Here is a 25,064-nt window from a genome sequence, read left to right as displayed (position 1 = left end):
GGCCGGTGGCGGCTGGGCGGGCGACCCGGACGAGACGATCATCCCTTCTCCGCGCCGCTGGTCAGCCCCTCGGTGAGCAGCCGTTCGCTGGCGAAGAAGAGGATCACGATGGGCAGGGTGAGCACGACCGACCCAGCCATCAGCACGGTCTTGGGGACCTCCACCCCGTCGGCGAGCAGTGACAACCCGAGTGACACCGTCCACCTGTTCGGTTTGTCGACCAGGAACAGCAGGGCGAAGAGGAACTCGTTCCAGGCGATCATGAAGTCGTAGAGCGCGACCGCCATGATCGACGGCATCGCCAGGGGCAGGCTGACCCGGCGGATGATGCCGAGCCGGCCGGCGCCGTCGATGGCGGCGGACTCCTCCAGACTGACCGGGATGGTCTCGAAGTAGTTCTTCAGCATGTAGACCGACACCGGCAACGTCTGCGAGATGTAGACCAGCACCAGACCGAACAGCGAGCCGCGCAGCCCGGCCCGGGTGAAGACCACGAACAGCGGGATCGCGATGACGATCGACGGGAACAGGTAGACCGCCAGGAACAGGAAGTCCACCTGCCTGCGGCCGAAGAACCGCAGCCGGGCCACCGCGTACGCGCCGGGGATCGCGACCAGGAGAGTGAGCACTGTCGCCGCGACGGCGACCAGACCGCTGTTGCGGATGAAGGTGAGGAAACCCTGGCCGCCGTCGTCGGTGGCCTTGAGCACCTCCGCGTACGTGGCCACGGTCAGCTCACCGAAGCCGACCACCAGCGCCCCGGGGTCGAGCAGCAGCCGCTCGATGGGGCGCACCGAGAGCACCAGCATGTAGTAGAAGGGGAAGACCGTGATCACCAGGAACACGGCGATCACCAGGCGGCGCAGCCAACGCAGGCTCACCGTCTCGACCACGTCCCGGTCCATCAACCCACTCTCCGTCCGAAGAAGCGCAGATAGATCAGCACGAACACGATGAGCACCACGGCCAGCACAACCGCCTGCGCGGCAGCGGCCCCGATGTCGGTACGGGCGGTGAGGAACTCGTACACCCGCACGCTGACCACCTCGGTGCCGGCCGCACCGCCGGTGAGCAGGTAGACGTCGTCGAACTTGTTGAACGTCATGATGAAGCGCAGCACGCCCAGCAGGGCGATCACCGGCAGCAGTTGCGGCAGCAGGATGTGCCGGAACCGCTGGGTGGGGGTGGCGCCGTCGACCCGGGCGGCCTCCTCCAACTCGCCGGGCACCGCCTGGAGCCGGGCCAGCAGAAACAAGAACGCGAACGGGAAGTACCGCCACGCCTCGAAGACGATCACCGTGGCCAGCGCTGTCGACTCCTGGGTGAGGAACGGCACCGGGGCGTCCCAGCCGAGCAGACGTTGACCCCACGCGTTGACGATGCCGAGCTGGGGGTCGAGCATCACCTGCCAGACGAACGTCACGGCGACCACCGGCGCCACGTACGGCAGCAGCATGGACGCCCGGACCAGGGTGCGACCCCGGAACGGCCGGCGGACGACCAGTGCGGCCACCAGGCCGAGCACTATCGACCCGACGGTGCCGCCGATGCTGTAGATCAGCGTGACCCACAGCGTCTCGGCGAAGCCGGGGGTGTGCAGCACCCGGTCGATGTTGTCCATGGTGAACTCGCCGAACAGACCGGTCTTGCGCAGCGTGGCCAGCCGGACCCGCTGGAAGGCGAGCACCAGCGTCCACACGATCGGGATGCCGATGACCGCGATGGTGACGAGCAGGGTCGGTGCGACCAGCGCGAGGCCGGCCCGGGATTCGCGACGGCGCAGGGTCAACGGTCGGCGCCGGGGCGGCGCCGGCCGCTCCCTGGTGGGGGAGCGGCCGGGGCCGGGCGCAATGGTGGTCAATTGACGCCCGCCTTGATGGCGTCCACGTCCTTCGTGGCGCGGTTGGCGGTGGCCGCCGCGTCGGACTTGCCGGAGACGAGGTCGCCCAGCACCTTGGGCACCGGCAACTCGCCGAGCATGGCGCCGACGAGTTTGCCCTGCCCCTGGCTGAGGCCCCAGCGCCCGAAGGTGTCCGGGCTGCGGCGCAGCGTGGCAAGCACCTCGTCGCCGTACACGTCGGCGAGGGGCTTCTTCGCGTCCACGCCGGCCTGGCTGGTGTTCCAGGCGGTCAGGTACGCCTCCGGCTCGGCGGGGGTGCCCTTGCGCACCGGGAAGCGGCCCTCGGGGGACATGCCGAACCAGCGCGGGTAGCCGTCACCGAGCATGTACTCCACGAAGGACTTCGCCGGGTCGGTCACCGCGCCGTCGAGAACCGCCCACGAGCTGATCTCGCCGTACTGGGCCGGTTCGGTGCCGTTCGGGCCCTTGATCGCGGTGACGAACCCGCTGTTCTTCGCGAGGAACGCCGGGTCGGCCTGGCACTGGGGGCAGGTCGGCTTGGCGTCGTTGCGCAGCCCAGCCAGCTCGTCGAGGATGAACGGTGACCAGATCACCATGGCCGCCTTGCCCGCGAAGTAGGTGGCCCGGGTGGTGTCCACGTCCTGCGCGCCCTTCACCGAGCTGGTGCGGATCAGGTCACCGTAGAAGCGGAACGCCTCGACGCACTGGGGCGAATCCAGTGTCACCTTCCCCGAGTCGTCGGTGAGCTGGCAGCCGTTGGCCAACGCCAGGTGCTCGAAGGTCTGCTGGGTGAACACGTCGCTGGGGGCGGTCGCCGCGGTGATGCCGGCGACGCCGCCGGTGTTCAGTCGGGCCGCGGCGGCGGTGATCCGCTCGTACGTGTCGGGGGTGGGCAGATTGGCCGCGGCGAACAGGTCCTTGCGGTAGACGAGCAGCTGCCCCCAGCCGTCGCTGGGCACGGAGAGCTGTTTGCCGTCGTCAGAGGTGAGCTCCAGCGCTCGGGGGGAGAACGTCTGCTTGCCCAGCTTGTCGACGACCTCCGCGTTCGCCGAGGTGTGCAGCAGCTCGTTGCCGTCGAGCGTACGGATGCCGGCGAGCGAGACCGACCCGACCACGTCGGGCAGGTCGCCGGCGGCGGCGTTTGCGGCGATCAACGAGGGGAACTGGTCCTCGTTGACGGTCACGAGATCGACCTGGATCCCGGTCTTGGCGGTGAAGTCGGCGACGATCGCCTTGGTGGCGGTGACCCGGTCGGCCACGTCTTCCAGGCTCCAGACGGTGATCTTCTTGCTGTTGCTGTCCGGTTCGCCGTCGCCGCAGGCCAGCAGGGTGGACGTGGTCAGTGCCAGGATCACTGTGGTGGCGAGTATCCGCCTCGGAGGTGCTGACATCGATGGCACTCCTCTCGAAGGGTACATCAAGGATCCAACACCTTCGATTGATCAATAGCAAGACATATCGCGATTTTTTGCTATCCTGGAGCCCAGTGCTACCGGGATGTGACACATGGGCAACTGGGTGGTCTCTCTCGCCGGGCCTCGACGCATCAGCCTTGAGCCCTGCCCGCCGGATCCGCTCGGCCCCGGCCAGGTCCGAGTCCGCACCTGTTACTCGGGCATCTCCGCCGGCACCGAGCTGACCCTCTACCGGGGCAGCAATCCCCGGCTCAGCAAGGACTGGGACGACGCCGCCCGGATGTTCGTTCCCCGACAGACGCCGGTGCCCTACCCGTTGATCGGCTTCGGCTACGAAGAGGTCGGGGAGGTCATCGAGGTCGCGCCGGAGGTCACCGACCGGCAGCCGGGGCAGCTCGTCTGGGGCATCTGGGGGCACCGGGCCGAGGCCGTGCTCGCCGCCGACGCGGTCCGCGCGCTCCCCAACGGGCTGGATCCGCTCGCCGCTGTCTTCGCCCGCCCCGGCGCCATCGCGCTGACCGCCGTGCTCGCCGGTGACCTGCACCTCGGCGACTGGGTCGGCGTCTTCGGCCAGGGCGTCATCGGGCTGCTCGCCACCCGGCTCGCGGTGCTCTCCGGGGCCCGGGTGGTGGCCGTCGACCCGGTTCCCGACCGGCTGGAGCACGCCGCCCGATACGGCGCTTACTCCACAGTGGACGCCGCTGTCACCTCCGCCGCCGCCGTGCTGCGCCAGGCCACCGACGGCCGGGGAGCCGACGTCTGTCTGGAGTTGTCCGGCGCGTACCCGGCGCTGCACGAAGCGATCCGCTCCACCGCCCACGCCGGCCGGGTCGTGGCCGCCGGCTTCTACCAGGGCCAGGCCGACGCGCTCGGCCTCGGCGAGGAGTTCCACCACAACCGCATCCAGTTGGTGGCCGCCCAGGTCTCCGGGCCCACCCCCGCGCCGAGCATGGCCGGCCGGTGGACCGGCGACCGGGTCGCGCAGACCTTCATGGACCTGGTGGCCGACCGCAGCGTCGATCCACTGCCGCTGGTCAGCCACATCGTCGACGCCAGCGCGGTCGCCGACGCCCTCGCGCTGCTCGACCGCGGCGCCGGTGACGTCCTCCAAGTCGTGCTGAGGTTCTAAATGACCACCATCGCGCTGGCCTGTCAGGAACAACTCCTGCCGGGCGCCAACCTGATCCAGAAGTACGCCCTCGCGGCCGCCCTCGGCTACCAGGGCATCGAGCTACGCGGCCGGGGCGACCTGGCGTTCGCCCGCCGGCTGCCCGAGCTGCGCCGGGCCCGCGCCGCCGGGGTGGTGATGCCCACCGTCTGCGTCGAGATGGACCACTTCATCGGCGACTTCGACCCGGCCCGGTCCGCCGACGCCGTCCGTAACCTGCGCTCCCAACTCTCGGTGATCGCCGAGCTGGGCGGCGTCGGGGTGATGACCCCGGCCGCCTGGGGGATGTTCTCTCGACGACTGCCGCCGTTCGAGCCGCCCCGGGCCCCGGACGGCGACCGGCAGGTGCTCCTCGACGCCCTCGGCGAGCTGGGCGAACACGCCCGGGCCGAGGGGGTCACCCTCTTCCTGGAACCCCTCAACCGGTACGAGGACCACATGGTCAACCGTCTCGACGAGGCGGTGGCGCTCTGCGCCGCGCTCGGGTTGCCGTCGGTCCGGGTGGTCGCTGACACCTTCCACATGAACATCGAGGAGGACGACGTGCACCGCGCCCTGCGCTCCGCCGCGCCGTACCTCGGGCACGTCCAGGTCAGCGACTCCAACCGGTACCAGCCCGGCGCCGGGCACCTGGACTGGCCGGCGTTGGTGCGTACCCTGCTGGAGCTGGACTACCGGGGCTGGCTGGCGCTGGAGTGCCGGCTCCGAGGCGACCCGGTCCGGGCCCTGCAACAGGCCGCCACGGTGCTGCGACACGCGCTGCCCCGGCGGGCCGCCGCGTGACCGCCGACACCGGGCCGACAAGCGTCGACGCGACCGCCGGTGTCGACGGGATCGGTGACGCCGGAGCGACGCGCGCCGACGCCGCCGGCACGGGTGGCCCGGCCGACGCGGCCGTGCTGCGTCGTCTCGCTGTCGACACGCTCGACGCCAACTGGGAGCACGACCACACGGTGCCCTCGCGCACGCTCTACCCGCACCAGTGGAGCTGGGACTCCGCGTTCATCGCGATCGGGTTGGCCCAGGTCCGCCCTGAGCGCGCCTGGCGGGAGCTGGCCAGCCTGTTCCGGGCGCAGTGGGCCGACGGACGGGTGCCGCACATCGTGTTCAACCCGGCGCTGCGGGTCGGCGCGTACTTCCCGGGGCCGGAGATGTGGCGTTCGGCCGACGTGCCGGGAGCACCGACGGTGGCCACCTCCGGTCTGGTCCAGCCGCCGGTGCACGCGCTCGCCGCGTTGCTGGCGTACCGGCGGGCACCCGACCCCACCCCCGCCCTGGCCGGGCTGCGCCGGCTCTATCCCGCGCTGGTCGCCCAACAGCGCTACCTGGCCGACCGGCGGGACGTGGCCGGTGACGGGCTGGTCTGCATCGTCCACCCGTGGGAGTCCGGGTTGGACAACAGCCCGGCGTGGGACGAGCCGATGGCCGCGGTGCCGGCCGAGGCGGCCGTCATGCGGGCGTACCGTCGGCACGACACCACGCACGCCGACGCCGCGCACCGCCCCACGGACCTGGACTACGCGCGCTACCTGGCGATCGTCGCCGCCTACCGCGACCACGGCTACTCCGACCGCCACCTGGCCACCGCGCACCCGTTCCTGGTGGAGTGCCCGCTGTTCAACGCGGCGTTCGGGGCCGCCGAACACGCCCTCGCCGAGATCGCCGCGCTCGTCGGCGACGACCCCGGGCCGCACCGGGCCCGCGCGGCCCGCATCACCGAAGCTCTTCTGCGCCGGTTGTACGACCCGGAAACCGGTACGTTCCAGCCCCGTGACCTGCGCACCGACCGCCTGGTGAGCGCCCGTACCGTGCTCGGGCTGACCCCTTTGATCCTGCCCGACCTGCCGACCCGGCAGGCCGACGCGCTGGTCGTCGAGGCCCGGTCGGCGCGCTTCGGGGTGGCCAGTCTCATGGACCGGCCGCTGCCCACCTACGACCGCACCGCGCCCGACTTCGAGCCGCTGCGTTACTGGCGCGGGCCGAGCTGGCTCAACATCGGCTGGCTGGTCCGGTGTGGGCTGCTCGGGCACGGGCACCCGGAGCTCGCCGCCGGGCTGCGCCGCTCGATGATCGGTCTGGTCGCCGGGGCCGGCTGCCACGAGTACTTCCACCCGGACACCGGCGCCGGGCTGGGCTCACCGGCGTTCAGCTGGACCGCCGCGCTGCTGCTCGACCTGCTCGCCGACTGAGCGCGCCGCCGGGTGGTAGCGTCCCCGATCCCGGCGGCCGTAAGGAGCAACGTGCGCGAGATCGACAAGGTGGCCTGGATCCTCGTCGAGGACGGTCGGGTGCTCAGCACGCGGTCGGTGGGCAAGGACGTCTGGTACCTGCCGGGCGGAAAGCGCGAGCCGGGCGAAACCGACCTGGAGACCCTGCGTCGGGAGATCGACGAGGAGTTGAGTGTCGAGGTCGACGTGCCCGGTGCCGTGCACCTGGGCACCTTCACCGCTCAGGCGCACGGCCACACGACCGGCATCACCGTGCGGATGACCTGCTACCGGGCCGGCTATCGAGGACAACTGCGGCCGGCCAGCGAGATCGCCGAGATGGCCTGGCTCGGGTACGCGGACCGACACCGCACCTCGCCGGTCGACCAGATCATCTTCGACCACCTGCTGGCCGAGGGTCTGCTCGTCTAGCAGCAGTTTGTCGCGGCCGGCCAGGGGTAACCGGCCGAGCGTGACCGACGGCGACGGGTTCCCGTACTTCATCGACGCGGTGTCCCAACGGTCCGGCCTGCCGGCCGAGGAAGCCGCCGTGCTCGCCCGCGCCGTGCTCCAGACGTTGGCCGAGCGGGTGACCGGCGACGCGCCCGGCGACCTCGTCGGGCACCTTCCGAACGAGGTCGACGGCTACCTGACCGGCCCGGCCCCGGATGCGGCCGGGGCCTCCGGTCCTGCCTCGGATGCGGCCGGGACGGCCCTTCCAGCCCCGGATGCGGCCGGGGCCCTCGGCCCGGATGCCGACGCCAATGGCTTGACCAGCGGGGTGGGCCTGGAGGTCGGCGGTGCCGGCGCGACCCCGATGGAGGCCGGTCCGACGGAGTTCCTTCGTCGGGTCGAACAGCGTGCCGGGGTGGACCCGGCCACCGCCCGCGCCGGAACCGGCGCCGTCTTCGCGACGTTGCGGACGGCGATGACGGTACGGGAATTCCGGGAGATGGTGGCGCGACTGCCGCGCGACGGCGGAGGTGGAGCCGCGCCCACCCCGCCGGGCCCCTACATGCCCTGACCCGGCGGCCGCGGCGAGATCCACTCGCATCCGTCGGTGGCCGACAGAGCGGGCTGAGGGACTAACGCTCTGTCAGGTACTTTCGCCTCCTCATGCGAGCAATACCGGGCTGGGCGACGTTGCGGATGGTCCGATCGCAGTTGCGGAACACACCGGGCCGAAGCCTCGCAGTGTTCTCCGCTGTACTGGTCGCGACCACCGGGTTCACCGTGCTCACGGGTGCCGCGAGCACCTCCCGACCGGTCGCGAGCGGTTCCGTCGACGGGCACTTCCGTCCGTCGTACGACATCCTGGTCCACCCCGCGTCACCGGCCATCGGCCTGCTCCACCAGGACCGGCCCACAGCGGCCTACGGCGGCATCGGGCTGGACCAGTGGCGGCTGATCGAAGGGATCTCCGGCGTCGAGGTGGCTGCCCCACTGGCGGTCCTCGGCATCGCCGATCTCCGAGTCGAGCCGCGGGTGGACCTGACCGACCAGGTCGACAGGTCGGCTGAGCGGCAGGTCATCGAAATCGCTCCCCGGATCAGCGGGGAGCGCGGATTGAGCACGTTGGCGGCGGCGCCAACCTACGTCTATGTGTCGCGACGACCGCTGGTGCCGCTGGCGGACATCAGCGACCAACGGTTCGTGTACGCCGATGGCACCCGGGTCCGCCAGGCCACGGGAGCGAGCGGCCGAGTTCGCCACGCTCAGGGCGATCGGCTGGCCTGATTCCGCGCTCAACCGGCTGCTGATCTACGAGGCGCTCGGCGTCGGAGTGCTCGGCTGTGTTTTCGGGGTCGCCGCCGGCCTCGGCTCCGTGGCCCTGCTGGTCGGCAGGGTGGATGGCCGGCTGGCGATGCTGGCGCTGGCCGTGACCGGGGCGGCGCTGCTGCTCACCGTGCTCGCCGCATTGGTCCCGGCGATCGTGATCCGGCGGTTGCCGACCGCCGCTCTGCTCGCCGACCAATGAGGCCACAGGGGCTGATCGGGCTACGACTCCTCGGCCCGGGTCACCCGTCGGCGGCGTCGGCCACCGACACCTCCTCGGGCTTGCTCCTCCGCGAGGTGACTCATGCCTCGGACGCCTCCTCGGGCTCGGCGACCCAGGCGGAGAAGACCGGCACCCCGTGCCAGGGGCCGGTGACGCCGTCGGCCCCGGCGTCGGTGGCGACGGCCACCACCGCGTACGGGTGGCCGAAGCGCAGTTCGGCGATGCGGGCCACGCCCTCCGGTGGCAGGCTGGTCAGCCCGAACATGGCGGTCACGGCGGCCGCCTCGAAGCCGTACCGGTCAAACCGGGCCACCGCCGTCTGCCGTGCCTCGAAGCGCTCCACCGGCAGTGCCATCGCCGTCGCCAGCGTGGCCGCCACGGCGGGAAAGCCGAGCGCAGGGGCGGTCAGGTCATGGTCGCTCCGCGTCGACCAGCAGGGGAGGACGGCGGTGTGCCGCTCTTCGCGGCCGTCGCGGGCCTGGGTGCGTACCCGCTCTTCCGTCAGCGTCCACAGCGGAGTCTCGCCGAGCGGCAGGTCGAACAGCGAGCGGCTGCCCGCCGGTTGCGCGCCGTCGGCCGCGCCGGCGCTGAGGTCGTACGCGACGGCCAGCACCTGGGTCGGTGGCACCTGCGGTGCGGCGGCCACCGAGAGGACCACCAGCCCCGCGCCGTCGGCCGTCTGGGCCGGTGCGGCGTGCACGACCACGTCACCCGCTTGTGCGGTGGACACGATGGCGCAGCGGTGGCCCTGGCTCGGGCTGCGCAGTGCTTGCCGCAGTCGACCGGCCCACGGGCTGCCAGCGCCGAGAGCGCGTGCGTCGGTGACGTCGAACGGGGTCGCCCAGGACACCCGGGTGGCAAACGCGCTGGCCAGGGCCAGCACCACGTCCGGCCCGACCCGCAGGGGAAACGTCTCGATCAGGCCGAGGGTGTGCTCGCGCGCCCAGGCGTCCAACCCGGCCTGATCGGGTAGGACGCCGACCTCGGTCGTGTTTGGCAGCGCAGCCCGCCACGCCGCCGGCCCGCCGTCGCCCTGCCCCGGTCGGTGCCAGAGCGCGGTGGCGGACCCGACCAGCGGGTGCGGCGCGTCCAACAGCGTTCGGGCCACCTCGGCCGCGCTCGGCAGGTCGGTGCCCAGCGCCTGCGCCAGCTCCGCGGCTGCTCCCTCCGCGGTGGCCGGGTCGGCCGTCGTGGCAGCGACCGCGAGCAGCAGCCAGGCACCGAGCGGGGAGGCGACGTGGTGTCGGTCGCCGGCCGTGGCGTGCAGCCGCGCGGCGTACGCGGAGAGCGGCCCGTGCAGATCGTTCCTCATGTCCCCACTCTGCCCGCCGGCCCGGCTCACGACCACAGCTCGAACGGCTCGTCGATCTCCGTGCCGGCCAGAAACGGGGCGATCAGCCGGGGGAGCTGCCCAGGGTAGAACCGTTCCCGACTGGTCACCACCTCCGGCAACGGCCACCAGCGGAAGCCGAAGTAGTCCTCCCGCTCGTAGTCGAGCCGGTGCGCCTCGTCCACGTCCGGGCCAGGGCCGGCCAGCCGTACGGCGACAACGACCTCGTCCTGGACGTGCCGCAACTGGCGGTGCAGGAAGCTCGCCCGCCGCCGCCAGTTCGGCGCACCAACCTGGTCGGCGGTGATCACGATGCCGGTCTCTTCCCGCAGCTCCCGCACCGCCGTGTCGCGATAGGTCTCACCGGGATCCATGCCACCGCCCGGCAGCTCCCACCAGGTGCCCAGCCGGGGGTGGTCCGGGTCGCGGGTGTGGAACAGCAACACCCGGTCGGTGCCGTCGGTGACCACGACCCGCACCGCGCGTCGCTCCAGGATCGGCAGGTCACGGGGCAGCTCGTTCATCGGGCCAGTCTGTCGTACCGTCCGCTTCGGCGGTGGGTAGGCTGCCTCCCGTGGCTGGTCTGTTGAGGAATGTCGCGGCGCGTATCTCCCGGGTCGGTGCGGTGATCCCGTCGCCCCGGCGTACCGGGCCGGCGCCCGCGCAGGTGGCCCGCCGCCGTCAGGTGAGCGCGTTGCAGCGTCGGGAGCTGACCTACGCTCCGGAGCGGGACGGTCAGGCCGACCCGGGCGAGATCGTCTGGACGTGGGTGCCGTACGAGGACGACCCGCGCCAGGGCAAGGACCGGCCGGTGCTGGTCGTCGGGCGGCACAGCCGGACCCTGTTCGGGTTGATGCTGTCCAGCCAGAGCGAGCGGGACGGGCAGCGGCACTGGTTCGCGCTCGGGCCGGGGGAGTGGGACCGCGACAACCGGCCGAGCTGGGTCCGGCTGGACCGGGTGCTCACCATGCGCGAGGACAGCATCCGTCGGGAGGGCGCCGTGTTGGACCGGCCCCGGTTCGACCGGGTCGGGCAGGCGTTGCGCGCCGGCTACGGCTGGCGCTGACCGCGCCCGGTGCGGCTGGGGCGAATCGCTAGCGAGCCGCGCGCCGAGCTGTCCCAGCAGTGGGGAAGCCCGGGCAGTGACGCACCTGGCGGTGAGGTCTATTCGCGGCTCGGGCCGACTGCGGCACTCTTCGCGTCCGGCGGCGGGTACGGCTGGTCGGCGAGGAGTCGGGCCAGGTGGGCGGTGTTGAGCGCCAAAGCCTTCGTGGTGCGGCCGGTGGTGTCGGGCTTGGGGCCGGCGTCGCGGTAGTCCACGGTGTGCAGCGCCTCGCCGACCCAGTAGGTCGCGGCGGCAGCGGCGATGGTGAACCCGACCTCGTTGAGTGCCTGCTGCACCTCGCCGATGCTGTGGTGGGCGCCATCCTCGTTGCCGACCACGGCGACACCGGCCACCTTGCCGTAGGTGCGGAGACGGCCCTCGGCGTCGGTCTCGGAGAGTTCGGCGTCGAGGCGTTCGAGGACCATCTTGCAGACGCTGGAGGGCTGACCGAGCCAGATCGGCGTGGCGATGATCAGCACCTGGGCTGCCATCAGCTTGGCGCGGATCGCCGGCCAACCGTCGCCGTCGCCCTCGTCCGTTGACACCCCGAAACGCACGTCGTGATCGACGACCCGGATCATTTCGCCCTCCACGCCCTGCGCCGCCAACTCGGCGAGCACTTCCCTACCGAGCTGCTCGGCGCTCGACGGCCCAGGCGACGGCTTGAGGGTGCAGTTGAGTACGAGGGCGCGGATGGTCGCCACGTCGGGTCCTCTCGGCGGTCGTGATTCGAGTACTGGCTTGCCATACCCGGATAGGACGTCTCAGAACACCCCGGCGACCGGCAAAACCGCTGGGTCGGTGGCCGGAGCGCTGGCATGGTGTCCGCATGGTGCAGGACGTCGCCGCACGGCAGGTGGCCGAACAGGTACGGAAGGGCTTCGGCCTACAACTGTCCACCATGGAGCCGGTGCGCCTGGCCTGGTTCCTCGCGGTCCGCGCGCTCGACGACCTCAGCGACTGGATCCGTCAGGCATTGGACCTCGACGCCGAGGCGGCCGACCGCGGCCGGGCGGCGCGGATCGTGCGAGGGCTGGTGTCACCGGTGGGTCTGGTCACTCTCGCCCACGCGGCGTTGCGCGACAGTGACCGGCGGCCCTGAGCGGCGACCACGTCATCTACACCTGACAAAAAGTAAGGCAGAGAACGGATCCGCTCTCTGCCACTTCCAACATATATCGCACCGGGGGCCTTGCGGCAAGACCCGGGTGATGCCGCAGAATCTCCAGCCGACGCCCAAATCTGGGAAAATCGGGGGATTCCATGATTGATGTCATCATTGCTGGCGGCGGACCGACCGGCTTGATGGTGGCCAGTGAGTTGCGGCTGCACGGGCTGCACGCTCTCGTGCTCGAGAAGGAGACGGAGCCGACCAGCTACGTCCGCGCGCTCGGCCTGCACGCACGCAGCATCGAGGTGATGGACCAGCGAGGTCTGCTGGAGCGGTTCCTCGCCCTCGGACAGCAGCACCCGGTCGGGGGCTTCTTCGCCGCGATTCCCAAGCCGTCGCCGGGCGGGCTGGACACCGCACACGCGTACGTCCTCGGCATTCCGCAGACCATCACCGACCGTCTCCTGAGCGAGCACGCCAGCGAGGTCGGCGTCGAGATCCGGCGCGGCAGCGAACTCGTCGGGCTGAGCCAGGACGACCACGGGGTGACCGTGCGGCTGGCCGATGGCACACAGTTGCGTGCGCGTTACCTCGTCGGCTGCGACGGCGGTCGCAGCACCGTACGCGGGCTGCTCGGTGTCGGCTTTCCCGGCGAGCCCAGCAGTGTCGAGACGCTGCTGGGCGAGATGGAGGTGGGCGTGCCGCCGGAGACGGTGGCCGACGTGGTGGCCGAGGTACGCAGGACTCATCTCCGATTCGGTCTCGGGCCCCTCGGGGACGGGGTGTACCGCGTCCTCGTCCCGGCCGAGGGTGTGGTGCAGGACCGCACGGTCCCACCGACCATCGACGACTTCAAACGCCAACTGCGGGTGTACGCGGGCACCGACTTCGGTGTCCACTCACCGCGCTGGCTCTCCCGCTTCGGTGACGCCACCCGGCTGGCCGAGCGTTACCGGGTCGGCCGGGTGCTGCTGGCCGGCGACGCGGCGCACATCCACCCGCCGACCGGCGGGCAGGGGCTCAACCTCGGCATCCAGGACGCGTTCAACCTCGGCTGGAAACTGGCCGCCGAGCTCAACGGCTGGGCGCCGGAGGGGCTGCTGGACAGCTACCACAGCGAACGGCATCCGGTGGCCGCGGACGTGCTGAACAACACCCGGGCGCAGATGCTGCTGCTCGCACCCGAGCCGGGGCCGCGGTCTGTGCGCCAACTGTTGTCGGAGCTGTTGGACTTCGAGGACGTCAACCGGTACCTGATCGAAAAGATCACCGCGATCGGGGTCCGCTACGACTTCGGGGCGGGCCACGACATGCTCGGGCGCCACATGCGTGACGTACGGCTGAAGCGGGGGCGCCTCTACGAGCTGATGCACGGCGGCCGCGGCCTGCTGCTCGACCAGACCGGCCGGCTCTCGGTCGCCGGCTGGGCGGAGCGGGTCGACCACGTCGTCGACGTCAGCGAGGAGTTGGAGGTGCCCGCCGTGCTGCTACGGCCGGACGGTCACGTGGCGTGGGTCGGCGACGATCAGACCGACCTGCTCAGCCAGCTGCCCCGGTGGTTCGGCGCGCCGGCCACCTGAACGGTCAGTGCTCGCCGAGGAACGCGCTGTCGACCAGTTGGCGGGGCGATCGGGCGCCACCGAGGCTCTTCGCCTGGTACATGGCCGCGTCGGCGCGGCTGAGCGCGTCGGTGAGCTGGGCCGGGCCGGTCACCGGGGCGAGCCCGACGGACGCGGTGACCCGGACGCTGCACCCGCTCAGTCGGATCGGCGCGGCGACGGTCTCGCTGAGCCGGCGGGTGGAGTGCTCGATCCAGCGCCGGTCGACGGTGGGGCTGGAGAGCAGCCCGGCGAACTCGTCGCCGCCGAGGCGCGCCACGAGGTTGTCCCCGGCGAAGCCGGCGAGCCGTTCGGCCACACTGATCAGCACCTGGTCGCCGGCGGCGTGCCCGTACCGGTCGTTGATCTGCTTGAAGTCGTCCAGGTCGAGGACCACGGCGATCAGCGGCTGGCCGGCGGCGTCGGTGAGCAGGGCGGCTGCCAGGCGGTAGAAGGCGCGCCGATTGGGCAGCCCGGTGAGCGGGTCGTGACTGGCGGCGTGCCGTTCGGCGGCCAGCTCCGCTTGGAGGTGACCGATTTCGGCCTCGGCGCGCACCGCCCGTCGGCGTAGTTGCCAGGAGGAGAGCAGCGCGCCCGCCGCGCAGACGCCGGAGGCGACACTCATCGGATCCGGCACGAACCCTCCCATCGCCGCGACCGCCTCCAGCCTTCGGTTGACGCGGCGCACCGCGTCGGGCCCAGTTTTGCCTGATCGTTGCCCGTGTGGGGGTAACTCAAAGTGAACGGATGGGCACCGATCATGTGCGTTATCATGCTCGCCGTCGGATGCAGATGCAATAGCAGATGCACGTGCAGAACCGTCCAATGTCGATACCGCACCCCCTCGCCGTCACCGCTCCTCCCACGGCCACCGGCGGGCTCGTAACAGAAAGACGCCCCCATGCAGCAGCCACCCAATGGCGTACCGATCCACCAGTTGCCTCCGCTGAGCTGGCAGAAGAGTCGCCGCAGCAACCCCAGCGGCAACTGCGTCGAACTGGCCGAACTGCCCGAGGGAGCGGGCATCGCGGTCCGCAACTCACGGCACCCGGAAGGGCCGGCGCTGATCTACACGGTCGATGAGATCGCCGCCTTCGTTCTCGGTGCGCGGGACGGAGATTTCGACCACCTGATCAACTGACCGTCCGGGGGTGGGTCGTCCCGGTGGCGGGACTGATTCACCGGCGCGGAGGAGTTCATCTCACTGTCGGTCCATGGCATGCTTACACGTCGGCCGGGCCGGGGCGCCCGGCCGTCGTGGGTCGGTGTCCGGAGGTCCGCACGTGACGATGGTTCCCGCCGAGGGTGGCCCGACAACCGGGCCGACCGTGCTGCGCATGCTGCTCGGCGCCCAACTGCGCCGCCTCCGGGAGTCCAGCGGGGTGACCCGGGAGGGCGCCGGCTGGGAGATCCGCTCCTCCGAATCCAAGATCAGTCGGATGGAGCTGGGTCGGGTCGGCTTCAAGGAGCGTGACGTCGCCGACCTGTTGACCCTCTACGGCGTGACCGAGGACCACGAGCGCGACGCGCTGCTCAAGCTCGCGCGCGACGCGAACAGCCCCGGCTGGTGGCACCGCTACGGCGACGTGTTGCCGTCCTGGTTCCAGTCGTACCTGGGCCTGGAGGCCGCCGCCGCGCTGATCCGCAGCTACGAGGTGCAGTTCGTTCCCGGCCTCCTGCAGACCCAGGAGTACGCCCGGGCGGTCGTGCTGCTCGGGCACGGCGCGGCCGGTCCGGGCGAGATCGACAGGCGGGTCGCGCTGCGGATGCAGCGTCAGCAGTTGCTCCAGCGGCAGAACCCACCGCAGCTCTGGGCCGTGGTGGACGAGGCGGCGTTGCGCCGGCCCATCGGCGGCGCCGAGGTCATGCGTGGTCAGCTCACCGCGCTCATCGAGGCGACCAAGTCACCCCACATCCGGTTGCAGGTCATCCCGTTCGCCGCCGGTGGCCACGCTGCCGCCGGGGGTGCCTTCACCATCCTGCGCTTCGGCGACCAGGAGCTTCCGGACATCGTCTACATCGAGCAGCTCACCAGCGCCATCTACCTCGACAAGCGCGACGATTTGGATTACTACGCGGTGGCCATGGAGCGGCTCTGTGTCGAAGCCGAGCCGCCCGAGCGTACGGCGGAGATCCTCGGGCGACTGCTGGACGACTCCTACCCCGCCTGACTCTCGGCCGTAGGCCCCCGCAGGCGGGACTCTCAGCTCACGTATTGACCGACGCCGACCGGCCGGGCTAGTCTCTGTATCGATACAGACTGGATCGATACAGAGAGGTGCCGGGTGAAGCCAACACTGCAAGCCGTGGCCGACGCCGTCGGCGTTTCGCGCAGCACCGTGTCCAACGCCTACAGCCGCCCCGACCAGCTCTCCGCCAGTCTGCGCGAGCGGATCCTGGACGCCGCCCGGCAACTCGGATACCCCGGCCCCAACCCGACCGCGCGCTCCCTGCGCCGAGGTTTCGTCGGGTCGATCGGGGTGCTGTTCACCTCGCAACTGTCGTACGCCTTCACCGACCCGTTCGCGGTCCGCTTCCTCGCCGGTGTCGGCGCTGCGGCCGAGCGGCACGGCACCAGCATGCTGCTGGTGCCACTGCCCCCGGCGGTGACCGACGCCCGACGGGCGGTGGAGAACGCCGCAGTCGACGGGTTCTGCGTCTACTGCGTCGCCGACGAGGAATGGGCGTTGGACGTGATCCGCCAACGCGGGCTGCCGTTCGTCAGCACCGCCGCCCGCGACGACGCCGGCGCCGACGAACGGTTCGTCGGCATCGACGAGCGGGCCGCCGCGCGCAGCGCCGCCGCGCACGTCGCTGGGCTCGGGCACCGTCGGGTGGCGCTGATCGCCGACTCCGTGCTGTCCGACGCGCCGGCCGGCCCGCTCACAGTGGCCGGGGTCGACCAGGTGCCGCATCCGACCACCCGTGGTCGGCTCAGCGGATTCGCCGACGCCTTCGCCGAGGTCGGCCTCGGCTGGGCCGAGCTGACAGTGGTCAACGTTCCCGGCAACAGCCGCCCGGCTGCAGCCGCAGCCATCGCCGGGCTGTTCGACCAACCCGCACCGCCGACCGCCGTGCTGGCCGGCTCCGACGTCCTCGCGCTCGGTGTGCTGGACGCCCTGGCCGCACGGCCGGCCCATGATCGTCCCCCGGTCTCGGTGACCGGCTTCGACGACGTCCCCGAGGCCGCCGCGGCCGGCCTCACCACCGTCCGGCAACCGGCCGAGGAGAAGGGCCGGATCGCCGCCGAACTGCTGCTCGACCCGCCCGCGGACGCCGCGGCCGGTCACCTGTTGCTGCCCACCACACTCGTCGTCCGGAGCTCCACCGGACCTGTCCCAAGGAGTTGACCATGGAACTTCCCACCGGATACATCACCGCGCTCGACGCCATGGACCGGCACGTCAACTCGGCCCGACCGGACGCTCCGGTCCAGGTCGAACACCCCCGCCGGGCCCTGCTCGCCCCGACCCGGCAGGCCACCGCACTCGCCCTGCGCCGGCTCGCCGACCGCATCCAACCGCGACCGCTGCCCGGCACCCCGCGCTGCTCCTGACCCGCACCAAACCCATTCCGGTACGCACGGGACGAACAGTGTGGGTCCGGGCACGCAGAGTGGTCGAGTGCGGTGTTGCCAGGCAGACTGGTGAAGCCATGTCGCCGCTCACGCCCACTCTCCGCCTCCACGACCGCTACGTACTGCACGAGCGGATCGGTCTCGGTGGCATGTCCGAGGTGTGGCGAGGCGACGACGAGGTGCTCGGGCGGCCGGTCGCGATCAAGGTGCTCGCCGGGCAGTTCGCCACCGACCCGCAGCTGCGGGCCACCATCCAACGCGAGGCCCGCGCGGCCGCCCGGCTGACCCACCCACACGTGACCCAGGTGTACGACTACGCCGAGGCGACCCTGGCCGGCGGCGTCGTGGTCCCGTACCTGGTGATGGAGCTCGTCGACGGTCACAACCTGGCCGACCGGCTGCGGACCGGGCCGCTGCCCTGGCCGGAGGCGGTCCGGGTGGCCGGGCAGATCGCCGCCGCGCTGGCCGCCGCGCACCGCATCGGCGTCGTGCACCGCGACGTCAAGCCCGGCAACGTCATGCTCACCGACACCGGCGCCAAGGTGCTTGATTTCGGCATCGCCGCGCTCGGCGGCCTCGACAGCCAGTCCGGCGAACCGCTGATGGGCACCCCCGCCTACTTCGCCCCGGAACGGCTGACCGCCGGCCCGCCCGACCCGGCGAGCGACGTGTACGCCCTCGGCGCACTGCTCTACCGCACTCTCACCGGGCAGGCGCCACTGCCCGTGCAGAGCTGGGAGGACGCGCTGGAGGTGCACCGGAGGGGCACCCCGGTGCCGCCGCTACGGGTGCCCGGTCTTCCCGCCGACATCGCCGAGCTGACCGTCGCCTGCCTGGCCGCCAACCCGGCCGACCGGCCGAGCGCCGCGCATCTGGCCCGCCGCTTCGGCGCCGGTCAGCCGGTCGAGCCGCCCACCGAGCTGCTGCGCATCCGGCCGGCCGCCCACCCGCCCACCCTGATCGACCGGTCGGTGGTGGCCCGCCCCGTCCCGGCAACCGCCGCGCCGGCCCGACGCCGGTCGCGTCGGCCCCTCGTCGCGCTCGTCGCGGCCGTGCTCGCCATGCTGATCGGCGGCGGCGTCCTGCTCGCGGAGAACCCGCTCGGCAACCCGGGCACACCCGACCCGGCCGAGATCGCCGCCGCGCCGTCGACCTCCGCCCCGGCCCCCGCGCCCACGACACACTCGCCGACGCCGGCCGCACCATCCTCGCCACCCCCCGCCGCCAGCACCGCGCCCTCGACCGTCGGGCAGCAGCTACCGGTCAGCTTCCGGGAGGTGAGCAGCGAGTTCGCCGCCGTCCTCGCCCGCGGTGACGTCGACCGGAAGACCGCCGAAGACCTGCGTGACGACCTCGCCGACCTCAACCGGCGCACCAGGGACCGCGCCGAGCGCGTCGCCGACCTACGGGACCACATCGCCGAGCTGGTGCGGCGGGACCGCCTACCAGCGCAGACGGGCGCGAAACTGGACGCTCTGCTCGCCCGGGCCGGCAGCTTCTCCACCAGCCGTACGGACGACTGATACCGCCGTCGATACCGCTGGCATGATGTGCCGATGCGGACACGTCTGATCTTCGTGCGACACGGCGAGTCGGTCCACCAGCTCGAAGGAATCGTCGGTGGGCCACGTGGCTGTCGGGGCCTCACCGCCCTCGGCCACGAGCAGGCACACGGCCTGGCCAACCGGCTCGCCGGCGAGGTCGCCGCAGACGGGCCGGTGGCGGTCTACTCGTCCGTGCTGCGCAGGGCCGTCGAGACCGCGCAACCGATCGGCGCGGCGTTCGGCGTCCGGCCCGTGGCCGACTGTGGTCTCTGCACCTGGCACACACCCCCGTACGCCGACGGCCTGCCGACCGCCCTCTTCCGCACCGACCACGCGGTGGCGGGTGGCGGCGTGTTCCGACCATTCGAGGAGGGCAACGAGAGCTGGGCCGAACTGGTGGTCCGCGTCAGCCGCGCGATCATGGAGATCGCCCACCGGCACCGGGGCTCCACGGTGGTCCTGGTCGGCCACAGCGAGACCGTCGAGGGTGCCTTCCACGCGCTCGGCGCGCAGCCGGTCTTCCGGGCGTTCGACCTGGACGTACCCCCGGCCTCGATCACCGAATGGACCACCGACCACGACCCGGGCGGTTGGCCGCCGGCCCGCTGGACGCTGCGTCGCTTCGCCGACACCGGGGGGTGGGCTAGAGCGTGATCCAGTACCGCCGGGCCGGACCGAGTTCGGTGTCTCGGATGTCCTCAAGGACGCCGCCGAGGCGCTCGATCGTCTTCGCCGACGCGGTGTTGTCCGCCTCGCAGGCGAGCAGCACCCGATCCAACCCGAGCGCTCGGGCCTCGCCGAGCATCCGGTCCAGTGCCCAGGTCGCCAGCCCGCGGCGGCGTGCCGACGGGCGGATGCCGTATCCGATGTGGCCGCGAACCCGTCCGGCGAGCGCACCTCATCGGTCGACCGCAGACCGAAACCGTCCTCGTGGAGGCCGGGACCCCACTCGTCGTGCGCCTCCAGCCAGGCGGCGTGCAGGCGGACGGTGGGCGTGACCAGCTTGGGCATGCGGCGGTGCTATTCGGCGGCCAGGATCTGCTCGCGCAGGATCTCCGCGTGCCCGCAGTGCTGGGCGAACTCGCGCAGCACGTGCAGGTAGACCCAGCGCAGCGGCAGCGGGCCGCGCCGGTTGCCGCGGAGCAGGTCGTCGAGGCCGAGGCCGGACGTGGCGCGGCGGGAGGCTTCGCAGGCTTCCCGGTGCGCGCGCTGGACGGTGGCGATCGTGTCGCCGTCGTCGAGGATGAACGACTCGTCCGGCGTGGCCGGGATGCCGATCTCGGCCCGGGGCCGACACGTGACGGCCTCGTCGAACCAGACCTTCTCCACGAACGCGGCGTGCTTCACCAGACCCAGCAGCGTCGTCCGGGACGGCACCAACGACCGGCGCGCCTGCTCCTCGGTCAGCCCGTCCAGGTAGCCGTTGAGCGCTCTGCGGTGCTCGTCGATGAACGCCTCGAACTGCGCCTGAGCTGACCGGCCGACGACATCATCGGCGAAGGTCGGGGGGAAGGAGGTCATTCCCGAAGCATTTCAAGGTCATCACCGACGCGCAAACACTCATGGGCCGACCGTAACGTGGTCGCCGTCCGCCACCCGTCCGGAACGCACCACAGTGGCGTACGCGCCGACGCACGGCTGGGGACCCATCCCGGGCAGCGGCTCGATCCGGTTGAGCCGGGCGGGCACCCGCAGCGCCCCGGCCGCGCGGGGCAGCCGGCCGTGCGCGAGCGTCGGTACCGCGCAGCGCGGCGTCGGCGCGAGCACGGCGAGCACCAGGTCCGGGCCGACGCGCAGCTCCCGGGCGACCCAGTCGTTCTCGGCGAAGGCATCCGTGTCCGTGTCGAGCACCAGGTTGGGCCGGTAGCGTTCCACCGTCCCCGCCCCGGGCGGCAGGTGCCCGGCGATCCGGTCCAGGGTCGCGGTGGTGACCAGGTGGATCGGAGCGAAGTCGAAGAAGGTGCCGGGCAGCACCGACCCGAGCCGGCTCTCGTCGGCCGGGACCTCGTCGGTGAGAGCGGCGGCGAGCACCGCCTCCGGGTGCGAGCGCAGCAGGGTGGCGCCGGGCGGTACGGCGTCGACGAGGGTCACCGGGCGGCCTACCGCCGCGCTGAGCGCCGTGTCGATGTCGGGGTCCTCGCTCGACAGGTGTCGACCGTCGGGCACTGTGATCCGTACCGGATCGGTCGCCCCGCCGGTCGCTCGCAGCGTGAGCAGGTCGCGCCAGCGATGGGGTTGCTTGGCGCTGGCCACCCGTCCACTGGTCCGATCCAGCAGGGCCAGCACGCGGTCACCCGCGACGCCGGTCTCGCCGATGTCGGCGGTCGAGGTCCGCTCTCCGAGCAGCGATTTCACCGGGTACCGCCGCAGCTGCACCACCCGTCCGGAGATCATCCTGTCACCCTAACCGCGCCTGCCACCACGGTCGGGCCACGTGAGGCTGACGCTGACCGACTCGCCCGGGTCGGTGCCCGCGCGGGCGTACACCTCGCCGTCCGGCGTCCAGACACCCGACCGCCCCGCCGCCTCGGTGTAGCCACCGCCGGTCGACCCGGCGAAACTCGCCGTCGCCACCCAGACCCGGTGCGTGGTGGCGACCCGGTGCGCCCGCCGGTCCACCACGGCGGCGTCGCGCGCCGACTCCAGGACGCCCGCCGCGTACACGTCGATCCCGAGCGCGGCCGTCCGGTCCGCGTGCGCGGCCATGCCGGTGTCCTTGCAGATCGCCAGCCCCACCCGCCAACCGTCCACATCGAGCACGACCGGGGTATCGCCCGGCCGGAACCGGCGGGCCTCCGTGTCCCCCAGCCACATCTTCCGGTACGCCACCGTCGCACCGCCGCCGGTCACCGCCAGCATCGCGATGTGGTCGCCCGCGATCGGCGCACCGGCCAGGGCCAGCGCACCCGCCTCGGCGCACGCCTCGACCAGCGGCGCCAACCGCGGGTCGTCGACCGACACGACCGGCGCTTCCAACTCGTACCCGGTCAGCGACAGCTCCGGAAAGACCACCACCCGGGCGCGCGCCGCGCGGACCGCGGCGGCGTGCGCCCGCGCGTTTGCCGCGACATCCAGGGGTACGCACGGCGGCTGGACCACCGCGAGCCGCAGCGGGGTGCGGCTTTCCACACCCCCACCGGTGTGGTCGACCCGCGCGGTCGGGCGGTCGGCCCCATGGTCGACTCTCAGGATGACTTCGTAACGTGGGCGCATGATTCGAACGTCCCACGCCGTGTTCGCCACCGGAACCCCCGCCGCCGCAGCGGAACCACCACAGGACGGGATCGTCGGTTACGTCACTGACCTGGTGGAACGACTCGGCGGGCCGGGTGCCGGTCTGGCGGTGGCGTTGGAGAACCTCTTCCCGCCGATCCCCAGTGAGGTGATCCTGCCGCTGGCCGGGTTCGTCGCCGCGCAGGGACGGATGAGTCTGGTCGGTGCGATCTTCTGGACCACGCTGGGTTCGGTGGTGGGCGCGCTCGCGCTCTACCTGATCGGCGCGGCGCTGGGGCGCGACCGGATGCGCGCCATCGTCTCCCGGCTTCCGCTGGTCAAGCTCAGCGACGTGGACCGGACCGAGGCGTGGTTCCTGCGGCACGGTGTGAAGGCTGTCTTCTTCGGCCGGATGATCCCGATCTTCCGCAGCCTGATCTCCATCCCGGCCGGCGTGGAGCGGATGCCGGTGACCACGTTCCTGCTCTACACCACGCTGGGCAGCCTGATCTGGAACACCACCTTCGTGCTCGCGGGCTACCTGCTGGGCGACAACTGGCACCTCGTCGAGGGCTACGTCGGCACGCTCCAGAAGGTGGTGATCGTGGTCTGCGTGGCGGCGGCCGGCTGGTTCGTCGGGTCCCGCGTGTTGAAGGCCCGCCGCGCCGCCCGCAACCCCGAGCCGACCGAACCCGAGCAGAGCGCACTGAACGGGATGCCCGACCCGGGCGGTCGCGGCACCCTCTACCGAAGCGGATCGTGGGCCTCGGACGAGCGCTAACCAGCCCTCTTCTGGTTTCCTTTGCTCTGCTTCACCCCACGCGCCACCCGCGGTCGCCTGCGGGCGGGTCAGATGACGCAGAGCAGGGGGACAGGCGTAGTGCGGAAGGCGGGCGAGGTGGTGGGGGAGCGGCGAACCGGCGGGTGGTGGCTTCGGCTCCGGCTACCGCTCGGCGTCGCCGTCGGCATCGCGACGGCCGCCGTCGAGCTCGCCTTCCTCGCCGTTGCGACCGTCGCATCCAGCGTGCGCGCGGTAGCGCCTGCGGCCGGCCGTCGCGTTGCTCGCCTGACCGACCGGTACGGGAGGCGGCTGGTGCGGATGGAACATCGTCGCCTTGCCGGGCTGCTCGCCGCGGAGGATCTGCCCGCTCCGAACACCGTGGCGACCCGCCGGCAGCTCGGCTACCTGGCCGCCCGACTGTTACCCGGCACGCTCGGCCTGCTGGCGTACGCCGTGCTCGGCGTCGGCGTGGTGCTGGCCGGGATCGTGCTGCGCGCGGCGGTGCGCGGAGAGCTGACCCTCCTCGACGCCCTGTCCCAGATCGCCGTCGGGGCGGTGCTGTTACTGCTCAACGTCCAGGCCGTTGCCAGCATCGCCGCGCTGGACATCCGGCTGGCGCGACGACTGCTCGGGCCGGGAAGTCGGGCGGAGCTGACGCGGCGGGTCCATGAGCTCACCACCAGTCGGGCCGGGGTCATCGCCGCGGTCGACGCCGAACGGCAGCGCATCGAACGCGATCTGCATGACGGCCTCCAACAGCGGCTGGTCGCCCTCGGCATGCTGCTCGGCCGTGCCCGGCGCGCCCGCGACGCCGACCGCACACACGCACTGCTCGCCCAGGCGCACGAGGATGTGCAGCGGGCCATCGAAGAGTTGCGCGAGGTGGCGTGGCGGGTCTACCCGTCAGCGCTGGACGACAGCGATCTGGGTGAGGTCCTGGCCATCGTCGCCCGCGGATACGAGGTGCCGGTGCGGATCCGCTGCGAGCTGCCGGTCCGCCCCGAGCGGCAGGTCGAGACGGTGCTGTACTTCGTGGCCTGCGAGGCGCTCACCAACGCCGCGAAACACGCCGCCGCTACCCTGGTCACTGTCGAAATCGGAGTACGGGATGGGTGGATCCGGATGCGCGTACACGACGATGGCGTCGGCGGGGCGGAACCGACCGGACGCGGGTTGTCCGGGCTCGCGCGTCGGGTCGCCGCGCTGGACGGCCGGCTGCTGGTCACCAGCCCGGCCGGCGGTCCGACAACCGTGCTGGCGCAGCTGCCGTGCGACTAGTCCTCGCCGAAGACTCGACGCTGCTCCGGGAGGGCCTGACGAGGCTGCTCGCCGACGAGGACCACGAGGTGATCGCGGCGGTGGGGACCGCCGACCAGCTTGTCGAGGCGGTCGAACAATCCCGTCCCGACGTGGTCGTCACAGACGTCCGGATGCCACCCAACCACACCGATGACGGGCTACGGGCCGCCCTGGAGATCCGTCGTCGGTGGCCCGACACCGGCGTCCTCGTGCTCTCCCAGTACGTCGAGCGGCGTTACGCCGGGCGGCTGCTCGCGGACCGTCCCGAGGGAGTCGGCTACCTGCTCAAGGACCGGGTCGCCCAGGTGGACGACTTCCTCGACGCACTCGACCGGGTCGCCGCCGGAGGCACCGCCCTCGACCCGGATGTGGTCCGCCAAGTGGTGGCCGGCTCAGACCGGCCCGACCCGTTTGATCGGCTCACGCAGCGCGAACGGGACGTATTGCACGAGATGGCCCAGGGGCACACGAATCTCGCCATCGCCCAGCGGCTTCATGTATCGCAGAGCGCGGTCGAGAAGCACGTAAACGCCATCTTCGACAAACTCGGTCTTGCGCACACAACGGGCTACAGCCGACGAATCCTCGCAATCCTGCGCTACCTGGGCACCTGAACCGCCCAGGCTCATAGGCCGGGCAAGGCGGCCGCCCCGACGTGCGGGATCGCGGGCCGGGCACGCGGGCCGGGCATGCGGATCGGAGGCCGGGCGCGGGCCGGGCCTAGCATGATCGACTCGGGTTCCTTGAAGTCGGGGTGTGTCCGGGAGTCCGGGATGCCCCGACTTCCGTGAACCCGAGTGGATCACCCCGGGTGAGGGCCGGTTCGGCGCTGTAAGGCCGGCGCTGTGTGGGTGGT

Annotated in this window: 30 protein-coding genes; 19 read left to right on the top strand and 11 right to left on the bottom strand. The window is 71.7% G+C overall.

All coding sequences use genetic code 11. The features are described 5' to 3' along the window. Positions 1 to 38: 38 nt before the first annotated feature. From ACIA47_RS31080 to ACIA47_RS31070, 3 genes are read right to left on the bottom strand one after another with little or no spacing between them, the layout of a single operon-like run. Complete coding sequence (locus ACIA47_RS31080) at positions 39 to 905, bottom strand: carbohydrate ABC transporter permease (protein WP_091406739.1); 867 nt, start codon at positions 903 to 905, stop codon at positions 39 to 41. Further along, the gene (locus tag ACIA47_RS31075; protein ID WP_396711885.1) at positions 905 to 1,861 is read right to left on the bottom strand and encodes a carbohydrate ABC transporter permease; all 957 of its coding nucleotides are present in this window, start codon (positions 1,859 to 1,861) and stop codon (positions 905 to 907) included. Before ACIA47_RS31075 ends, ACIA47_RS31080 begins: the two co-directional genes overlap by 1 nt. Further along, positions 1,858 to 3,252 carry an ABC transporter substrate-binding protein gene (locus tag ACIA47_RS31070; protein WP_396711883.1) on the bottom strand — a complete coding sequence of 465 codons (1,395 nt, stop codon included), beginning with the start codon at positions 3,250 to 3,252 and terminating at the stop codon, positions 1,858 to 1,860. The genes ACIA47_RS31075 and ACIA47_RS31070 overlap by 4 nt, the downstream gene beginning before the upstream one ends. A gap of 115 nt (positions 3,253 to 3,367) precedes the next feature. On the opposite strand from ACIA47_RS31070, the gene ACIA47_RS31065 reads away from it, so the two are divergent. From ACIA47_RS31065 to ACIA47_RS31035, 7 genes are all read left to right on the top strand, one after another. Next, a complete protein-coding gene (locus ACIA47_RS31065; RefSeq protein WP_203117297.1) occupies positions 3,368 to 4,405 on the top strand; it encodes a zinc-binding dehydrogenase in 1,038 nt (345 codons plus the stop codon). Beyond that, positions 4,406 to 5,227, top strand: a complete 822-nt coding sequence (locus tag ACIA47_RS31060) for a sugar phosphate isomerase/epimerase family protein (RefSeq protein ID WP_203117300.1) — start codon at positions 4,406 to 4,408, stop codon at positions 5,225 to 5,227. It begins immediately after the preceding gene. Between the two features lie 50 nt (positions 5,228 to 5,277). Continuing rightward, positions 5,278 to 6,633 (top strand): MGH1-like glycoside hydrolase domain-containing protein, encoded by a 1,356-nt coding sequence (locus ACIA47_RS31055; RefSeq protein ID WP_396711945.1) that lies wholly within the window; start codon positions 5,278 to 5,280, stop codon positions 6,631 to 6,633. Between the two features lie 51 nt (positions 6,634 to 6,684). Further along, entirely contained in the window at positions 6,685 to 7,083 is a 399-nt protein-coding gene (locus ACIA47_RS31050) for an NUDIX domain-containing protein (protein ID WP_203117302.1), read from the top strand. A 40-nt stretch (positions 7,084 to 7,123) separates the two neighbouring features. Next, complete coding sequence (locus ACIA47_RS31045; RefSeq protein ID WP_396711880.1) at positions 7,124 to 7,675, top strand: DUF2267 domain-containing protein; 552 nt, start codon at positions 7,124 to 7,126, stop codon at positions 7,673 to 7,675. A gap of 170 nt (positions 7,676 to 7,845) precedes the next feature. Then, on the top strand, positions 7,846 to 8,388 hold the full coding sequence (locus tag ACIA47_RS31040) for a hypothetical protein (protein WP_396711878.1): 543 nt from the start codon (positions 7,846 to 7,848) through the stop codon (positions 8,386 to 8,388). Next, complete coding sequence (locus ACIA47_RS31035) at positions 8,315 to 8,629, top strand: FtsX-like permease family protein (protein WP_396711876.1); 315 nt, start codon at positions 8,315 to 8,317, stop codon at positions 8,627 to 8,629. The genes ACIA47_RS31040 and ACIA47_RS31035 overlap by 74 nt, the downstream gene beginning before the upstream one ends. Positions 8,630 to 8,729: 100 nt before the next feature. Here ACIA47_RS31035 and ACIA47_RS31030 read toward each other — a convergent pair whose 3' ends face one another. Further along, the gene (locus ACIA47_RS31030; protein WP_396711874.1) at positions 8,730 to 9,962 is read right to left on the bottom strand and encodes a hypothetical protein; all 1,233 of its coding nucleotides are present in this window, start codon (positions 9,960 to 9,962) and stop codon (positions 8,730 to 8,732) included. Positions 9,963 to 9,988: 26 nt separating this feature from the next. Further along, positions 9,989 to 10,504: an NUDIX hydrolase gene (locus tag ACIA47_RS31025; protein WP_396711872.1), complete on the bottom strand. Its 516-nt coding sequence runs from the start codon at positions 10,502 to 10,504 to the stop codon at positions 9,989 to 9,991. 50 nt (positions 10,505 to 10,554) lie between these two features. Between ACIA47_RS31025 and ACIA47_RS31020 the strand changes: the two genes are divergently transcribed. Continuing rightward, entirely contained in the window at positions 10,555 to 11,046 is a 492-nt protein-coding gene (locus ACIA47_RS31020) for a type II toxin-antitoxin system PemK/MazF family toxin (protein WP_030336385.1), read from the top strand. A gap of 98 nt (positions 11,047 to 11,144) precedes the next feature. On the opposite strand, the gene ACIA47_RS31015 is transcribed toward ACIA47_RS31020, so the two are convergent. Further along, complete coding sequence (locus ACIA47_RS31015) at positions 11,145 to 11,789, bottom strand: NAD(P)H-dependent oxidoreductase (RefSeq protein ID WP_203117320.1); 645 nt, start codon at positions 11,787 to 11,789, stop codon at positions 11,145 to 11,147. A gap of 125 nt (positions 11,790 to 11,914) precedes the next feature. On the opposite strand from ACIA47_RS31015, the gene ACIA47_RS31010 reads away from it, so the two are divergent. Continuing rightward, positions 11,915 to 12,187 (top strand): hypothetical protein, encoded by a 273-nt coding sequence (locus tag ACIA47_RS31010; protein WP_396711869.1) that lies wholly within the window; start codon positions 11,915 to 11,917, stop codon positions 12,185 to 12,187. A gap of 161 nt (positions 12,188 to 12,348) precedes the next feature. After that, the gene (rox, locus tag ACIA47_RS31005; protein ID WP_396711867.1) at positions 12,349 to 13,776 is read left to right on the top strand and encodes a rifampin monooxygenase; all 1,428 of its coding nucleotides are present in this window, start codon (positions 12,349 to 12,351) and stop codon (positions 13,774 to 13,776) included. Positions 13,777 to 13,780: 4 nt separating this feature from the next. Here the strand turns inward: rox and ACIA47_RS31000 are convergent, their stop codons facing one another. Further along, positions 13,781 to 14,431: a GGDEF domain-containing protein gene (locus tag ACIA47_RS31000; RefSeq protein ID WP_203117328.1), complete on the bottom strand. Its 651-nt coding sequence runs from the start codon at positions 14,429 to 14,431 to the stop codon at positions 13,781 to 13,783. Between the two features lie 264 nt (positions 14,432 to 14,695). Between ACIA47_RS31000 and ACIA47_RS30995 the strand changes: the two genes are divergently transcribed. The 6 genes from ACIA47_RS30995 (at position 14,696) to ACIA47_RS30970 (ending at position 19,569) form a co-directional block, all read left to right on the top strand. Next, positions 14,696 to 14,935, top strand: coding sequence for a DUF397 domain-containing protein (locus ACIA47_RS30995; RefSeq protein WP_091406718.1), 240 nt, complete (start codon positions 14,696 to 14,698; stop codon positions 14,933 to 14,935). Positions 14,936 to 15,077: 142 nt separating this feature from the next. Beyond that, positions 15,078 to 15,965, top strand: a complete 888-nt coding sequence (locus ACIA47_RS30990) for a helix-turn-helix transcriptional regulator (protein ID WP_203117331.1) — start codon at positions 15,078 to 15,080, stop codon at positions 15,963 to 15,965. 114 nt (positions 15,966 to 16,079) lie between these two features. Further along, positions 16,080 to 17,144 carry a LacI family DNA-binding transcriptional regulator gene (locus tag ACIA47_RS30985; RefSeq protein WP_396711864.1) on the top strand — a complete coding sequence of 355 codons (1,065 nt, stop codon included), beginning with the start codon at positions 16,080 to 16,082 and terminating at the stop codon, positions 17,142 to 17,144. 2 nt (positions 17,145 to 17,146) lie between these two features. After that, positions 17,147 to 17,350 (top strand): hypothetical protein, encoded by a 204-nt coding sequence (locus ACIA47_RS30980; RefSeq protein ID WP_238410297.1) that lies wholly within the window; start codon positions 17,147 to 17,149, stop codon positions 17,348 to 17,350. 98 nt (positions 17,351 to 17,448) lie between these two features. Further along, entirely contained in the window at positions 17,449 to 18,894 is a 1,446-nt protein-coding gene (locus tag ACIA47_RS30975; RefSeq protein WP_396711861.1) for a serine/threonine-protein kinase, read from the top strand. Positions 18,895 to 18,927: 33 nt separating this feature from the next. Then, the gene (locus ACIA47_RS30970) at positions 18,928 to 19,569 is read left to right on the top strand and encodes a histidine phosphatase family protein (RefSeq protein ID WP_396711859.1); all 642 of its coding nucleotides are present in this window, start codon (positions 18,928 to 18,930) and stop codon (positions 19,567 to 19,569) included. Here the strand turns inward: ACIA47_RS30970 and ACIA47_RS30965 are convergent. The 4 genes from ACIA47_RS30965 to ACIA47_RS30950 form a co-directional block, all read right to left on the bottom strand. Further along, positions 19,559 to 19,729 carry a GNAT family N-acetyltransferase gene (locus ACIA47_RS30965; RefSeq protein ID WP_396711943.1) on the bottom strand — a complete coding sequence of 57 codons (171 nt, stop codon included), beginning with the start codon at positions 19,727 to 19,729 and terminating at the stop codon, positions 19,559 to 19,561. The two genes, ACIA47_RS30970 and ACIA47_RS30965, sit on opposite strands and share 11 nt — an antisense overlap. 206 nt (positions 19,730 to 19,935) lie before the next feature. Continuing rightward, a complete protein-coding gene (locus ACIA47_RS30960; RefSeq protein ID WP_396711857.1) occupies positions 19,936 to 20,436 on the bottom strand; it encodes a DinB family protein in 501 nt (166 codons plus the stop codon). 39 nt (positions 20,437 to 20,475) lie between these two features. Beyond that, the gene (locus ACIA47_RS30955; protein WP_396711856.1) at positions 20,476 to 21,309 is read right to left on the bottom strand and encodes an MOSC domain-containing protein; all 834 of its coding nucleotides are present in this window, start codon (positions 21,307 to 21,309) and stop codon (positions 20,476 to 20,478) included. A 9-nt stretch (positions 21,310 to 21,318) separates the two neighbouring features. Then, positions 21,319 to 22,044: a nitrilase-related carbon-nitrogen hydrolase gene (locus ACIA47_RS30950; RefSeq protein ID WP_396711854.1), complete on the bottom strand. Its 726-nt coding sequence runs from the start codon at positions 22,042 to 22,044 to the stop codon at positions 21,319 to 21,321. A gap of 82 nt (positions 22,045 to 22,126) precedes the next feature. Between ACIA47_RS30950 and ACIA47_RS30945 the strand changes: the two genes are divergently transcribed. The 3 genes from ACIA47_RS30945 (at position 22,127) to ACIA47_RS30935 (ending at position 24,822) form a co-directional block, all read left to right on the top strand. After that, complete coding sequence (locus tag ACIA47_RS30945; protein ID WP_396711852.1) at positions 22,127 to 22,909, top strand: DedA family protein; 783 nt, start codon at positions 22,127 to 22,129, stop codon at positions 22,907 to 22,909. A gap of 99 nt (positions 22,910 to 23,008) precedes the next feature. After that, entirely contained in the window at positions 23,009 to 24,187 is a 1,179-nt protein-coding gene (locus tag ACIA47_RS30940) for a sensor histidine kinase (protein WP_396711850.1), read from the top strand. Continuing rightward, positions 24,178 to 24,822: a response regulator gene (locus ACIA47_RS30935; protein ID WP_396711848.1), complete on the top strand. Its 645-nt coding sequence runs from the start codon at positions 24,178 to 24,180 to the stop codon at positions 24,820 to 24,822. Before ACIA47_RS30940 ends, ACIA47_RS30935 begins: the two co-directional genes overlap by 10 nt. Positions 24,823 to 25,064: the final 242 nt, after the last annotated feature.

Origin of the sequence: Micromonospora sp. NPDC051227 (assembly GCF_044455385.1) — a bacterium.
Taxonomy (GTDB): Bacteria; Actinomycetota; Actinomycetes; order Mycobacteriales; family Micromonosporaceae; genus Micromonospora.
The sequence above is the reverse complement of the archived record's forward strand: the minus strand, read 5'-3'. Positions and strand labels throughout refer to the sequence as shown.